Raw genomic sequence first — 13,653 nt, forward strand, 5'->3', positions numbered from 1 at the left:
CCCAGTCTCATGCAGCCCTCTGTTCCCGACGGCCCCTACAGCCCGTTGCGCCTGATGACATCGCGATACCACAGCGCGCTGTCCTTGGGAACGCGCCGCTGGGTCTCGTAGTCGATGTACACGATGCCGAACCTCTTGTGGTAGCCGTAGGCCCACTCGAAATTGTCCAGCAGCGACCATACGAGATAACCCCTGAGGTCCGCTCCCGCGGCGATCGCGGCGTGCGCCGCCCGCAGGTGGCCGTCGAGGAAGGCGACGCGGTCGTCGTCGTGTACGGCGTCGCCGGTGGCGTGGTCGTCGAAGGCCGCGCCGTTCTCGGTGATGAGCAGCCCGACCTCGGGGTAGTCGCGCGACAGCCGTACGAGCAGGGTCTCCAGACCGGCCGGGTCGATGGGCCAGCCCATCGCGGTCACCGGGCCGGGCGGCGGATCGAACCGGACGCCCTCGCTGCCGGGGAAGGGCGGGGCGGCCGGCTCGCCGGGCGCCGCCGACACGAAGGTCGGGTTGTAGTAGTTGACGCCCAGCAGGTCGATCGGCTGGTGGATGACGTCCAGGTCGCCGTCCTGAACGTGGCCGAGACCGCCGTGGCGCGCGACGATCTCCAGCAGATCCTCCGGGTAGCGCCCGCGCAGGGCCGGGTCGAGGAACTGCCGGTTCAGCAGCCCGTCCACGACCCTCGCCTCGCTCTCGCCGCCGTCCGTCTGGATCACGGGCGAGAGGTTGAGGGTGAGCGCGATCTCGGCGGCGCCGGCCGCGCGCAGGGCCCGCGCCGCCAGTCCGTGGCCGAGCAGCAGGTGGTGGGCGGCGCGGAACGCGGCGGCCGGATCGCGTCTGCCCGGCGCGTGCACGCCGGAGCAGTAGCCGAGGAAGGCCGCGACCCACGGCTCGTTCAGCGTCGTCCAGGTCCGGACGCGGTCGCCGAGCCGCCCGTGGACGACCGCGGCGTAGTCGGCGAAGCGCGCGGCGGTGTCCCGTGCGGCCCACCCGCCGGCGTCCTCCAGGGTCTGCGGCAGGTCCCAGTGATACAGCGTCACGTACGGCGTGATGCCGTGGGCGAGCAACTCGTCCACCAGGCGGTCGTAGAAGCCGAGACCGGCGGCGTTCACCGTGCCCGCCCCGGTGGGCATGACCCGCGGCCAGGCCACCGAGAAGCGGTAGGCCGCCAGGCCCAGGTCCGCCATCAGCCGGACGTCGTCGGCGTAGCGGTGGTAGTGGTCGCAGGCGACGTCGCCGGTGTGGCCGTCGGCGACGTTGCCCGGCGCCTTCGAGAACGTGTCCCAGATGGAGGGGGCCCTGCCGTCCTCGGCGGCGGCGCCCTCGATCTGGTAGGCGGCGGTGGCGGCTCCCCAGACGAAGCCGTCGGGGAACACCGGTCCCGGTGAACCGGCTCCCCGCGTGGTGGTGGTCTCCGTGGTCAACGCTTCACAGCTCCCTGCACGATTCCTCCTAGAGAGAGCGCTCTCGCACTCGTCGTGAAACTTTCCTCGCGCGTTGACAGCCTATTTCAGCACGCCTAGCGTCAACCACGCTGAGAGCGCTTCCAGCAATGCTGCCGAGGTCGTTCCGCCGGGTCCCGGACCCGGGTTCCGCCTCCGCAGTCGTTGAACCCCCCAGCGGAGGTCGCCCATGCCGTCTCGTCCCCTCAGAACCCTTCCCCTCAGAACACTCGGCCTCGCGGTCCTGACCACCCTCGCCCTGTCCCTGCCCGTCCTCCCCGCCACGCCCGCCGGCGCCGCCACGGTGCCCGTCGGGGCGGGCGGCTACACCACCGACCTGCCCGCCGGCGCGAGCGGGCCCGCCAACTCCGACGGAGCCCCGGTGACCCCCAAGGTCACCTCGAACGTCACCCGCAAGGTGCCCACCAACGACTGGTGGTCGTCGCTCGCCTTCCAGCGGTACGCCGGAAACCCGTACTCCGAGAACATGTACGGCCACCCGCTCGCCTTCCACGCGGTGGCCGGCGGGCTGGAGGTGAGCTATCCCACCACCCCGCTGATCAGCTCCGACGGGCGGCAGTACGAGTTCCCGCACGCCCGCGACCTCACGCTGGGCGTCACCGGCCTCAACTCGCCCGACACCAGGGTGGACGACTGGTCCGACTGGACCGTCACGCCGTACTGGTCGGACGGCGCGCGCTCGCTCAGGGCCACCATCGGGCACGGCCTGCCGTACGTCTACGCGACGCCGAGCGGCGGCGACGCCCGGGTCGTGTTCGTGGCGACGCCGACGGTCTGGGCCGACCGGGGCAACGTCCTCGGCGTCACCGTGAACGGCCACCACTACGGGATCTTCGGGCCGTCCGGCACCGACTGGAGCCTCGGCGGCACGGTCGCGACCGACGCGCTCGGCGGGAGGAACTACTTCTCGGTCGCCGTGCTGCCCGACGCCTCCGCCTCGACGCTCGACCTGTTCGCCAAGTACGCGTTCAGCTTCGTCACGGGGACGAGGGTGACCTGGTCGTACGACGAGGCGGCGGCGCGGCTCACCACCACCTACACGGCGACGACGGCGGCCAAGGAGGGCACGCAGACCGGGACGCTGCTGGCGCTCTACCGCCACCAGTGGCTGGCCACGAGCAGCCCGCTGACGTCGTACACGTACGTCTCGCCGCGCGGCACGATGAAGCTGCGCGAGGGCACGTCGTTCACCACCGCCCAGACGTTCCACGGCGTGCTGCCGTCGCTGCCCGACCTCGGCGCGTATGACAGGACGAGGCTCGGCGACTACGTCAGGCAGGAGGCGAACGCCGCCGACCCGTGGAAGGGCGCGACCGACACCTACTGGACCGGCAAGGCGCTCGGCCGCCTCGCCCAGCTCGTGCCGATCGCCGACCAGCTCGGTGACACGGCCTCCCGCGACCGGCTGCTCGGGCTGCTCAAGGGCGAGCTGGAGAGCTGGTTCACCGCAGGGGGCGCCGAGCAGTTCCGTTACGACTCCACCTGGGGCGTGCTCACCGGCTACCCGGCCTCGTACGGCAGCGACACCGAGGTCAACGACCACCACTTCCACTACGGCTACTACCTGATGGCCGCCGCGACCGTGGCGAGGTACGACGCGGCCTGGGCGGCGAACTGGGCGCCGATGGCGAAGCTCCTGGCCGCCGACGCGAACAACTGGGACAGGTCGGAGACCCGGTTCCCGTTCCTGCGCAACTTCGACCCGTACGCCGGCAACGGCTGGGCGTCCGGGCACCAGGGCTTCGCGGCGGGCAACAACGAGGAGTCGTCGTCGGAGGCGATGAACTTCGCGGCCGGGGCGATCCTCCTCGGCGCGGCGACGGGTGACACCGCCCTGCGCGACCTCGGCGTCTACCTCCACACGACCCAGACGTCGGCCGTCGCGCAGTACTGGTTCGACAAGGACGACGCGGTCTTCCCGGCCGGGTTCCGGCACGACACGGCGGGGATGATCTGGGGCTCCGGCGCGGCGTACTCCACCTGGTGGACCGCCAACCCGGAGGAGATCCACGGGATCAACGTGCTGCCGGTCACCGGCGGATCGCTCTACCACGGGCTGTACCAGGCCGACGTGAAGCAGAACCTGGCCGAGATGGAGGCGGGCAACGGCGGCCCGGCGGTCGAGTGGAAGGACGTCATCTGGGAGTTCCGGGCGCTCGCCGACCCGGCCGCGGCCAAGAGCGCGTGGGACGCCGGATACACGACGCTGACGCCCGAGCCGGGGGAGTCGCTCGCGCACGTCTACCACTGGATCTACAACCTGGCCAGGATGGGGGTGGTCGACCCCGGCGTGACCGCCGACAGCCCGACCGCCGCCGTGTTCGTGAACGGCTGGGCGCGGACGTACGTCGCGCACAACTTCGGCTCGTCGGCCAGGGTCGTCACGTTCTCGGACGGCAGGACGCTGACCGTCCCGGCCCGGTCCACGGCGACCAGCGCGGGCACGTCCTCCTCCCCGTCCCCGTCACCGTCCCCGTCACCGTCCCCGTCCCCGTCGCCCTCGCCGTCCCCGTCGCCCTCGCCGTCCCCGTCGCCCTCGCCGTCTCCGTCTCCGTCGTCCGGCGGGGTGGACGCGCGCTCGACCATCCAGGCCGAGGCGTACCAGGCGCAGAGCGGCACGCAGGTGGAGACGACCCAGGACGCCGGCGGCGGGCAGAACGTCGCCTACATCGGCAACGGCGACTGGCTGCGGTACGACAACGTCGACTTCGGTTCGACGGCGGCGCGGCAGTTCAAGGCGCGGGTCGCCTCCGGCGCGGCGGGCGGGGCGAGCGGCCTGGTGCAGGTGCGGCTCGACAGCCTAACCGCGGCCCCGATCGGTGACTTCGCGGTCGGCAACACGGGCGGGTGGCAGGCCTGGCAGACGATCCCCGCGAACATCACGGGCGTCACCGGCAGGCACACCGTCTACCTCACCTTCAGCAGCGGCCAGCCGGCCGACTTCGTCAACCTCAACTGGTTCACGTTCGCCACGTCCTGACGAACGGCCCGCGGTGGGCGGCACGTCCAGAGCGACGTGCCGCCCGCCCACGGCGCTCTTCCTCGGCCTGCGCCTGAGGCGGCGGACGCCTGCGCATGCCGGGGCAGGTGTCTCCTCGCGGCCCTCAACAGGCCGAGTGCCGAAGGCTCTCCCGATACCGCTGAGGGCTCACGCCGTGTTCGCGCTTGAAGGCCGTGCTCAGCGCGAAGGCGGTCCCGTACCCCACCTGCCGGGCCACGGCCTCCAGCGTGGCGTCCGTCTCACGCAGCAGGTCGGCCGCCAGTGCCAGCCGCAGCCCGGTCAGGTAGGCCATCGGCGGCTCGCCGACCAGCCTCCCGAACCGCTGCGCCAGCGCGGCGCGGGAGACTCCCGCCCGGCCGGCCAGTTCGGCGACCGTCCAGGGCCGGGCCGGCTCGGCGTGCAGCATCCGCAGCACCGGCCCCACCACCGGGTCGCCGTGCGCCCGGTACCAGCCCGGGGCCCGCGCGTCCGGCCGGGAGAACCAGGCGCGCAGCACGGCGATCAGCAGCAGGTCGAGCAGGCGGTCGAGCACCACCTCCTGACCCGGTTCGTCCCTGCCGATCTCCCGGCCGAGCAGCGTGACGAGGGAGCCGTCCCAGGAGTCGCCGGGCAGCACCAGCAGCGTGGGCAGCGCCGCCAGCAGTCGCCGGGTGACCGCGCCGCGCGCCTGGTAGGTGCCGACGAGCAGCACGGCCGAGCCGTCCGGGTCGTTGCCCCAGCCGCGCGTGCCCAGGTCCATCTCCGCCGACAGGCTTCGGCCGTCCGGGGTGGTGCAGACCTGCCCGGGATGGATCACGACCTGTGGCGGGGTCGCCGGGTCGTCGGCGACCGTGTAGTGGCCCGGTCCGCGCACGACCGCCACGTCGCCGGGTCCCACCCGTACGGCCCGGTCCCCGTCCGGGGTGATCCACGCCTGGTCGCGGAGCATCGCCACCAGGCACAGCGGCGCCTCGTCCCGGATCCGTACCGACCAGGGCGGGCTCAGCGTCGCCCGCAGCAGGAAGGCCCCGCGCGCCCGGGGCCCGTCGAGGAGGTCGGCGAGCGCGTCCATGGCCAGATCGTAGACGGCCACGTATGCGGACGAGCTTCTCGGCGATGTCGCCCGGCGCCGTCCGCCGATTGACTGATCACCATGACGACGACACCGGACATCCCGGTCGCTGTTCCGGCCGCCCTGTCCATGCTCATGACCGCCGGGATGGCGGGCACCTTCTTCGGCTTCTCGGTCGGTGTCATGCCGGGCCTGAACGCCGCGCCGGCCTCCTCGGCGATCGACGCGATGAACGCCGTCAACGCCAGGATCCAGAACCCGGTGTTCCTGGCGGCGTTCGTCCTCGCCCCGGTGGCCGCCGCCGCGGCGGGCGCCCTGCTGCTGACCCGCTCCGGTTCCGGCGCGGCCTGGCCGTTCTTCGCGGCCGCCGCGGTGTACGCCGCCGGCGTGATCCTGCCGACGGCCGTGGTGAACGTGCCGATGAACGACGCCCTCGCCGCCGTTGCGGTCCACGGCGACCCGGCGCGGGCAGCCCGGATCTGGTCGGACTACTCGGCCCGGTGGACCACCTGGAACTCCTTACGGGCCGCGGCCGGCGCGGTCAGCCTGCTGCTGACGGGGTACGGCGCCTACCGCTGGGGCCGGGGCTCCTGACAGGGCGCTTTCCCGTTCGTCGCTGCGCCCCCGATCCGGGTGCGTATCTGAGCAGAGAGCGCTCTCGCTTGTCAGCCTTTATGGGCACCTTAAACGGGAGAGAACGCTCTCTCAGATTTCACAGAGCCTCTTGACGCGAGTGAGATTCGAAGGGGACAGTGGCGCTCAAGTGGTCCGCGATCGCGGTGCGCGGGCCCTCACGGCTCCTCGCCGGACACCGCCGTCCGGCCGTACCGACGTGCATTCGTCTCCGCCCGTGAGGCCCACCCGCACCCCCCATCCCCTCGCCGCGACGACCGGACCGAGGAGAGAGGTACTCATGCGTGTGCTCCACTCCCCATGGCGGCGCTCGATGGTGGCGCTGCTCGCCGCCACCGCCGCGGTCGCGGCCCTCGCCGTACGGCCCGCCGACGCGTCGGTGCCCGCGACGCCGTCCGGCTGGTCGCTCGTCTGGTCCGACGACTTCAACGGTTCGTCGGGATCGCTGCCGTCGTCCAGCAACTGGATCATCGACACCGGTCACGCGTACCCCGGAGGCCCGGGCAACTGGGGAACGGGTGAGATCCAGAACTACACGGCCGACCCGGCGAACCTCAGCCTGGACGGCGGCGGCAACCTGCGCATCACCCCGATCGGCAGCGGCCAGAACTGGACCTCCGCCCGCATCGAGACGCGCCGCTCCGACTTCAAGCCCGCCGACGGGCGCGTCCTGCGCATCGAGGGCCGCATCCAGATGCCGAACGTCACCGGCAACGCCGCCCTCGGCTACTGGCCGGCGTTCTGGGCTCTGGGCTCGCCGTACCGCGGCAACTACCAGAACTGGCCGTCCATCGGCGAGCTCGACATCATGGAGAACGTCAACGGCGTCAACGCCGTCTGGGGCACCCTCCACTGCGGCGTGAACCCCGGCGGGCCGTGCAACGAGACCAACGGCCTCGGCACGAACCGGGCCTGCCCCGGCTCGTCCTGTCAGTCGGCGTTCCACACCTACCGCTTCGAGTGGGACCGCAGCGTCAGCCCCAACCAGCTGCGGTGGTACGTCGACGGCCAGCAGTTCTTCAGCGTGAGCCAGAACCAGCTCGACGCGACGACCTGGTCGAACATGACGTCCCACTCCGGCTACTTCCTGCTGCTCAACGTGGCCGTCGGCGGCGGGTTCCCCAACGGGGTCGCGGGCTTCTCCACGCCCACCTCGGCCACCGTCTCCGGGCGGCCGATGCTCGTCGACTACGTCGCGGTCTGGCAGAGCGGCGGCGGGAGCAACCCGTCGCCGTCGGCCACCCCGAGCAACCCGTCGGATGGCGTGGACGCCCGTTCCACCATCCAGGCCGAGGCGTACCAGGCGCAGAGCGGCACGCAGCTTGAGGCGACGCAGGACGCCGGCGGCGGGCAGAACGTCGCCTACATCGGCAACGGCGACTGGCTGCGCTACGACAAGGTGAACTTCGGCTCGACGGCGGCGCGGCAGTTCAAGGCGCGGGTCGCCTCCGGCGCGGCGGCCGGCGTGAGCGGCCTGATCCAGGTGCGGCTCGACAGCCCGACGGCCACCCCGATCGGCGACTTCGCCGTCGGCAACACCGGCGGGTGGCAGAGCTGGCAGACCGTCCCGGCCAACATCACGGGCGTCACCGGCACGCACACGGTCTACATCACCTTCAGCAGCGGCCAGCCGGCCGACTTCGTCAACCTCAACTGGTTCACGTTCGCCACGTCCTGACCCGTCCGGACGGGGACCCATGAGGGTCCCCGTCCGTGCTCGCCTCGTCAGCCGGTGGGCTGGACGGTCGCGGGTGACTCCGACTCGGTCGGCGTGGCGGGAGGGGAGCCGCCGGGCGACTGCCCCGGCGCCTCGCCCGGAGCGCCGGGAGCACCCGGAGCACCGGGCGGAGACGGCGCCGCCGGGCCGCCTCCGCCGTGACCCGGCAGCGGCGGCCGGCTGGCGTCCGCGATCAGGACCGCACGTGGGTTGTCGCCCGGCGTGCCGATCACCCACACCTGGTCGCCCTGCTGGATGCCCTGCAGGCCCTTGTAGTCGGAGACGATCCTGGTCGACTCGTCCACGGCGTAGGCCCGGCCGCCTACGGAGATGGAGTCGCTCCGCACCGAATCCACCGCGCCGGTCTGGCTCGTGAAGGTCTGGTAGTCGTCCTGGCCGGGCCGCCCGGGCCGCGGCTGCCCCTGCCGGAGCCAGGCGAGCTCCGCCAGGCCGAGCCTGCCTGCGCCGAACTGGATCGGGCCGGGCCGCTCCTGTTTCGCGTGTTCCACCTGACCAGCCTGGCCCGCTGGTACGGCACGGGACGGTGCGTGGTCGCCGGGAGCGTAGGCCGCGGCGAGGCCGGCACCGGTGGCGATCGTGAGCGCCGCGGCGACTCCGAGGAGAAGACGAGGCCGTTTCCCTCGCGGTGACGGTGGCTTCTCCTCCGCGTTCCTGCGGAATTCGGGACTGGTCATCGGTTCGCTCCCTCCGCTCGGCCTCCAGGCGGCGCGGGCCACGCCGCCCTCGGGCGCGGCGCAGCGCGGTATGAAGTGGCCGGCGTGGCTCGGATATGCGCGGACATGGGCGGCTGTGCCCGTGGCGAAAGGCTCGCGTGTCCGGTGTGTGCGGCCCGTACATGGCGCGACTGATCGCAGAGCGGCGCACGCGGTCTCGCCCAGAAGGGCTGCCCGGCACACCTGGCCGGGCCGCCCGCGATCCGTCCGGTCAGCCGCCGGTCTGCGCCGGTCGGCCCGCCCTCGGATCCCCTCGCCGCCCTACCCCGTCGAGTACGGCGGTCACCGCGTGATCGGTAAAGCAATCGTCCGGAGGCGATTGCCGGAATACGACCCGCAGCCAGCCGGCCCCGGCGAGCATGTGCATGATCGGCATCGGGCCGGCGGCCGGGCGGGCGTTCCTGTGGCCCGGTCTGATCAGCCTGAGGCCGTACCTCCTGGTCGGGTCAGAGCGGTCTGGGACTCTCGACGAGGTCCCGTACGGTCTGGATCAGCTCGGCGGGGTCGAAGGGCTTGGTGAGATAGGCGTGCACACCGATGTCGAACCCCCGCCTGCGGTCGTCCTCCTGCGCGCGGGCCGTGATCAGCATGACCTTGATGTGCTGGGTGCTCGGATCCCGGCGGAGCCTGGTCGCCGTCTCCCAGCCGTCCATGCGCGGCATCATCACGTCGAGCGTGATGACGTCGGGAGCGACGTCGCCCACCCGGTCCAGGCAGTTCTGCCCGTCGTACGCGGTCTCGACCTCGAACCCCTCAAGGGTCAGGTTGACCGCGATGAGCTGCCGGATGACCTCGTCGTCATCCACCACCAGCACGCGTCCCAGAAGCTCACCCACGGGCGCCAAGTTAGCCAATCAGGAGGGGTGGGCGCGCGGTTTTCGCCGATCCGCCCGCCCCGGCGTCGAGACAGCCGTATTGGTGTGACGAACGGCCCTCAAGTGCTGGTAGCCTTGTTCCCGGTTGAGCCCCCTTAGCTCAGGGGATAGAGCACCGGCCTCCGGAGCCGGGAGCGCAAGTTCGAATCTTGCAGGGGGCACCAGACCTTGACCAGCGGATCAAGCCGCTGACCAGGGCGAACAACGCAGGAACGGGCGGGTCTCCAGTCTCACGGAGTCCCGCCCGTTCTCATTGGCGCTCACTGGTTGTGGACCAGTTGTGGACCGGATCTCAGGGGGCCAGCGCGGCCTCGATGCGGAGGTTGTTCTGCTCCTGGCGGCCATCCAGACACTTGGCGTAGCGCTTGAGGAGCACCTCCACGCTGTTGCCGGCGCGGGCTGCCACTTCGGTCGCGTCTACCCCGGCGTTGAGCCAAGTGGACAGGGCGGCATGCCGGAGGTCGTACGGGCGGCCGGCCAGCGGAGAGGCCACCTGCTGAGGGGTGAAGGCGAAGCGGCGCGCCTCCTCCCAGGCCCGGGAGTAGGTGGAGGCACCGAGAACGCCGCCGCGCTCGTTGCGGAACAGGCGCCCATCGGGTGCCGTGCCGAACTCCTCCAGGTGAGCGCGGAGGATGGCCACCAGTTCGGGCGGGATGGGGACTTCCCGGACGGCGCGCGGGTCTCGCTGCTTCAGGCCGCGCAGGTCATGGACCGTGCCCGTGTCCGTCCACTGCTTTCCGCTGCTCGGACGGGTCTTGGCCAGCGTCAGCAGGCCCCAGCCTTCCTCGGGCAGGTGGCAGTCGTCTCGCCGTAGTCCTACGGCTTCGGCCGGCCGAACGCCCGCGAAGTACAGCGTGGCGTAGAAGGCCACCAGGCGACGGCCCCGGGCGCGGTGCCAGCTCCCGACGTACGACACAGCGGTGAGCAGCTCCCGCGCTTGCTCGGGGTTGACGACGGCCCGCCGGTCGACGACGTCTTCCTTGGCGACCTTCTTCTGCTTGATCCGCTTGAGCGGGTTCTCCTTGAGCTCGCCGACATCCACGCCGTACTCGAGCGCCGTGTTCAACCCGCGGCGTCGGCGAGCTGTGGTGTCGGCCGCGGCGGGCCGCCGGTCGAGGGTGAGGCCGAGGGCGTCACTCACGCGACGCGCGACGATTGGATCGGCCATGTCGGCGAGCGGGATCGTGGACTTCTGGAGAGTCCGCAGAGCAGGCGCCAGCTCGGCCGGTACGGCCTCGCCATGCTCACGAGGGATCAGTGCCCAGTGCATGGCGGCGCGGATCTCCTTTCGCGTCAGGTCGATCGCCTCGGCGTCGAGCATCGCGTACGCCAAGAAAGGCTTCGCAGTCGAGCAGCCGTACCCGGATGAGGTCGATGCTGCCTTCCAGCGGTTGGTAGCTGCCGGCTTCAAGAGTGGCTTGCTTTGACCAGAGCGGCTCTGCCGCGCGTTCACTGCTCGGAGCCTTCCTGTCTTGAGGGCCGAAGGTCGGCCCTCTTGACCCCCAGGACGTTGGAGTAGGCGTTTTCGCAGGCCAACGGCGTTCAGGTAGCTCCGGACGGCGTCTAGTGACGTGCGGATTGTTCGACTGCGCGCAAGACGTGTGGTCCCCATCTGGTCCCCGGGCGGGACTGTCCCGCCAGCAGTCTGCTTGACGTACGACGAAACGACCCTCGTCTGTACGCCTGGTCACATTGCGCTGGTAGGCGAGTGGGGAACGACCGTGGGCAGCGCGGTCGGGGCTGGACTGCTTGGCGGGAGCGCCGAGCTGCCGGGGTACAGGATCAGGCCTTCTGGCGCTCGCCGCACGAGGTGCGGGCGACCAACGTAGGCGCGAAGACCAACTCGACCGGCCCGCTGGGGCGATCGACGACGAGTTCGCCCGCCTTCAGGCCCATCTGGTAGGAGGGCTGGGCGATCACGGTGATCCCGAGCGCGGTGGCCCACGGAAAATCGTCCATCGTCACGAACGCGATGTCGCCGGGGATGGCGATGCCGCGAGCGGTGAGGGCCGCGTGGACCGCGACGGTGAGTCGGCCGGTGGTGCAGACGATCGCGTCCAATGGCTCGCCGCGATCACGGCCGCGGACGAGCAGCGTGTCGACGGCACCGCTCACCTCGTCTTCGGTTTCCGCGACCATCACCGCGTCCTCGGGCAAGGGCAGCCCCAGGTCCGCGAGGGCCCGCCTCAGCCCCGCCGTGCGCTCGATCTGAGACGTGCGGCGTCCCGAGGACACGACGCCTATGGACGACCGCCCGCACCCGGCCAGATGGACGGCCATCAGCCGCCCGGCCTCGACGTTGTCCAAGCTGATCGAGTGCATGCCGGGCGGCGCGTCCAGCACGGAGCGCGCGATGATCACGCAGGGGGTGCCGTTCTCGGCCATCCGGCGTGTCCGGCCATCGGTCGCTTCGCCGGTCGTCACGATCAGGCCACGCACCCTCTGTTCGTCCATGGTCCGTACCTGGGCGACCTCGCGGTCGACGCGACGGAAGGTGTTGGCGAGCATGACGAGGCTGTCGTTTGCGGCCGCCACCTCGTCGATGCCGCGGATCAGGTCCAGGTAGAACGGGCTGCTCAGGTCGCGGATGACGACTCCGATCGTGCTGGAGCGTCCGGCGAAGACGCCCCTGGTGAGCGCGTTGGGGGTGTACTCAAGACGAGCGACCGCTTCCCACACCCGGGTGGCGGTCGCCTCGGTGACGGCGCCGCCGTTGAGGACGCGGGAGACCGTGGCCGTGGACACGCCGGCGCCCGCGGCGACGTCGCCGATGGTCGCTCGTTTCACCATGATTCTCCCGGTCTCCCCAGCAGTTCCGGCGCCGGTCAGGCGGCGACGCGCCGACCGGCTCTCACGACGATCTCGCCACCGACCATGACGATCCCCACGTGGTGGAGCTCCGCAGGGTCCGTCAGCACGAGGTCGGCGATCATTCCCGGCAGGATACGGCCACGCCGCGGCGCCAGGCCGGGGATGGCGTCCGCGACGTTGGCGGTCGCCATCGCGACCGCCGCCGGCAGACTCACCACACCCGCCTTGATGGATCGGTCGATCGCCAGCAGGATCGGGTCGTGGTGGCCGCCCGCGTAGTCGGTCGAGATCGTGTCGACCACCCCCGCGGAAAACATCGCATAAAGCAATTCCGGCCCCGTTGTGAGCCGCTGTGCCCCGAAGGTGTCCAGGGTGGAGACATCCACGATCGCACCCATCTCCTTGAGCCGTCCGGCGTGCTCGACCGCCTCGCGGAGCTCGAAGCTCGAGTGGTTGGAGTGCCCGGCGATCAGCGTCACGTCCGTCTCCGCGATGGAGGCGACCTGGGTCATCGATGCCGCCGCGTTGTGCACCAGCACCGGGACGCCCGCCTCGCGAGCTTGCCCGGCCGCCTCGGCGAGCCCGTGCAAGGCGATGTCGAAGGCCGGCAGCACGATGCCGGAGACGATCTCACGGGTGTCCTCGACCGAGAGCGTGCCAGTCAGGCCCGCGCTCGCCAGGGCCTCCTCGACACGGTCCCGATCGAACGCCTTCTCCGAGATGTGCTGGCCCAGCACCGCGGTCTTCAGCCCGTTCGCCTGCCGGGGTGTGATCTTCACGCCGGTACGTCTCTCGATCTCGGCCGGGATGTACATGTAACTCGCCCCGCCCCCACCGAGGGTGTGTCCCGCCCCGATCTCGCCGAGCGCGACCGCGCCGGCGCGTACCGCGTGCCGCGCGGTGAACATGCGGTTCGCCTCGGTGAGGCCGCCGCCGTCGGCGATGGTCGCCGCCGCCAGGCACGCCGGGGTGTTGCACGAGGCGAGTTTGACGTTGATCGGGTGCACTTCACCGGTGCGCGCGAGCGCCTCGGCGGTGACGAACCCGTCCACGCAGAGCACCGTGGTCGTCCCTTCCAGCAGGTGCCGGTCGAGGTTGGCGAGGACCTGCTCGTGTGGCAGGCCCACGTGTCCGCTGGGAAACAGCGGTCCGTACGCGGTGCCATGTGTGTGGTTGTTGATCAGTCCGGGGATCATCAGCATTCCGGCCGCGTCAACGATCTCGTCCACCGTGCCGTAGGCGTCAGCCGGTCGCGCGGGAACGATCTCGCGAATGGTGCCCCCCGCGACGACGATGTCCACCCCGTGCCGTGGATCCGTGCCCGTGCCGTCGACCAGGTCGCAGCTATGCAGGACGATCGTGCGCATGATCCCT

10 protein-coding genes and 1 tRNA gene are annotated in these 13,653 nt (G+C 71.1%); 4 read left to right on the top strand and 7 right to left on the bottom strand.

Annotation, left to right across the window (positions count from 1 at the left end; genetic code table 11):
* Positions 1-35: 35 nt before the first annotated feature.
* Positions 36-1,418, bottom strand: a complete 1,383-nt coding sequence (locus FED44_RS28420; RefSeq protein WP_111700725.1) for a GH1 family beta-glucosidase — start codon at positions 1,416-1,418, stop codon at positions 36-38.
* Between the two features lie 208 nt (positions 1,419-1,626).
* Here FED44_RS28420 and FED44_RS37765 point away from each other — a divergent pair, with 208 nt between their 5' ends.
* Complete coding sequence (locus FED44_RS37765) at positions 1,627-4,437, top strand: glycosyl hydrolase (protein WP_138462646.1); 2,811 nt, start codon at positions 1,627-1,629, stop codon at positions 4,435-4,437.
* 124 nt (positions 4,438-4,561) lie between these two features.
* Here the strand turns inward: FED44_RS37765 and FED44_RS28430 are convergent, their stop codons facing one another.
* Positions 4,562-5,509 carry an AraC family transcriptional regulator gene (locus FED44_RS28430; RefSeq protein ID WP_138462705.1) on the bottom strand — a complete coding sequence of 316 codons (948 nt, stop codon included), beginning with the start codon at positions 5,507-5,509 and terminating at the stop codon, positions 4,562-4,564.
* Positions 5,510-5,590: 81 nt separating this feature from the next.
* Between FED44_RS28430 and FED44_RS28435 the strand changes: the two genes are divergently transcribed.
* Entirely contained in the window at positions 5,591-6,103 is a 513-nt protein-coding gene (locus FED44_RS28435; protein ID WP_138462647.1) for an anthrone oxygenase family protein, read from the top strand.
* 319 nt (positions 6,104-6,422) lie between these two features.
* Positions 6,423-7,820 carry a glycoside hydrolase family 16 protein gene (locus FED44_RS28440; RefSeq protein ID WP_187405981.1) on the top strand — a complete coding sequence of 466 codons (1,398 nt, stop codon included), beginning with the start codon at positions 6,423-6,425 and terminating at the stop codon, positions 7,818-7,820.
* A 47-nt stretch (positions 7,821-7,867) separates the two neighbouring features.
* On the opposite strand, the gene FED44_RS28445 is transcribed toward FED44_RS28440, so the two are convergent.
* Both FED44_RS28445 and FED44_RS28450 read right to left on the bottom strand, forming a co-directional pair.
* Positions 7,868-8,554 carry a DUF5666 domain-containing protein gene (locus tag FED44_RS28445; protein WP_138462648.1) on the bottom strand — a complete coding sequence of 229 codons (687 nt, stop codon included), beginning with the start codon at positions 8,552-8,554 and terminating at the stop codon, positions 7,868-7,870.
* Between the two features lie 485 nt (positions 8,555-9,039).
* A complete protein-coding gene (locus tag FED44_RS28450; protein WP_244302343.1) occupies positions 9,040-9,429 on the bottom strand; it encodes a response regulator transcription factor in 390 nt (129 codons plus the stop codon).
* Positions 9,430-9,557: 128 nt separating this feature from the next.
* Here FED44_RS28450 and FED44_RS28455 point away from each other — a divergent pair.
* Positions 9,558-9,632: transfer RNA gene (locus FED44_RS28455), tRNA-Arg, on the top strand.
* 128 nt (positions 9,633-9,760) lie between these two features.
* Here the strand turns inward: FED44_RS28455 and FED44_RS28460 are convergent.
* From FED44_RS28460 to FED44_RS28470, 3 genes are all read right to left on the bottom strand, one after another.
* The gene (locus FED44_RS28460) at positions 9,761-10,789 is read right to left on the bottom strand and encodes a tyrosine-type recombinase/integrase (RefSeq protein ID WP_138462649.1); all 1,029 of its coding nucleotides are present in this window, start codon (positions 10,787-10,789) and stop codon (positions 9,761-9,763) included.
* A 461-nt stretch (positions 10,790-11,250) separates the two neighbouring features.
* Entirely contained in the window at positions 11,251-12,258 is a 1,008-nt protein-coding gene (locus FED44_RS28465) for a LacI family DNA-binding transcriptional regulator (protein WP_138462650.1), read from the bottom strand.
* A gap of 35 nt (positions 12,259-12,293) precedes the next feature.
* Positions 12,294-13,646, bottom strand: a complete 1,353-nt coding sequence (locus FED44_RS28470) for an amidohydrolase family protein (protein ID WP_138462651.1) — start codon at positions 13,644-13,646, stop codon at positions 12,294-12,296.
* Positions 13,647-13,653 lie beyond the last annotated feature (7 nt).

It is taken from the genome of Microbispora triticiradicis, from assembly GCF_005864065.1.
Classification (GTDB): domain Bacteria; phylum Actinomycetota; class Actinomycetes; order Streptosporangiales; family Streptosporangiaceae; genus Microbispora; species Microbispora triticiradicis.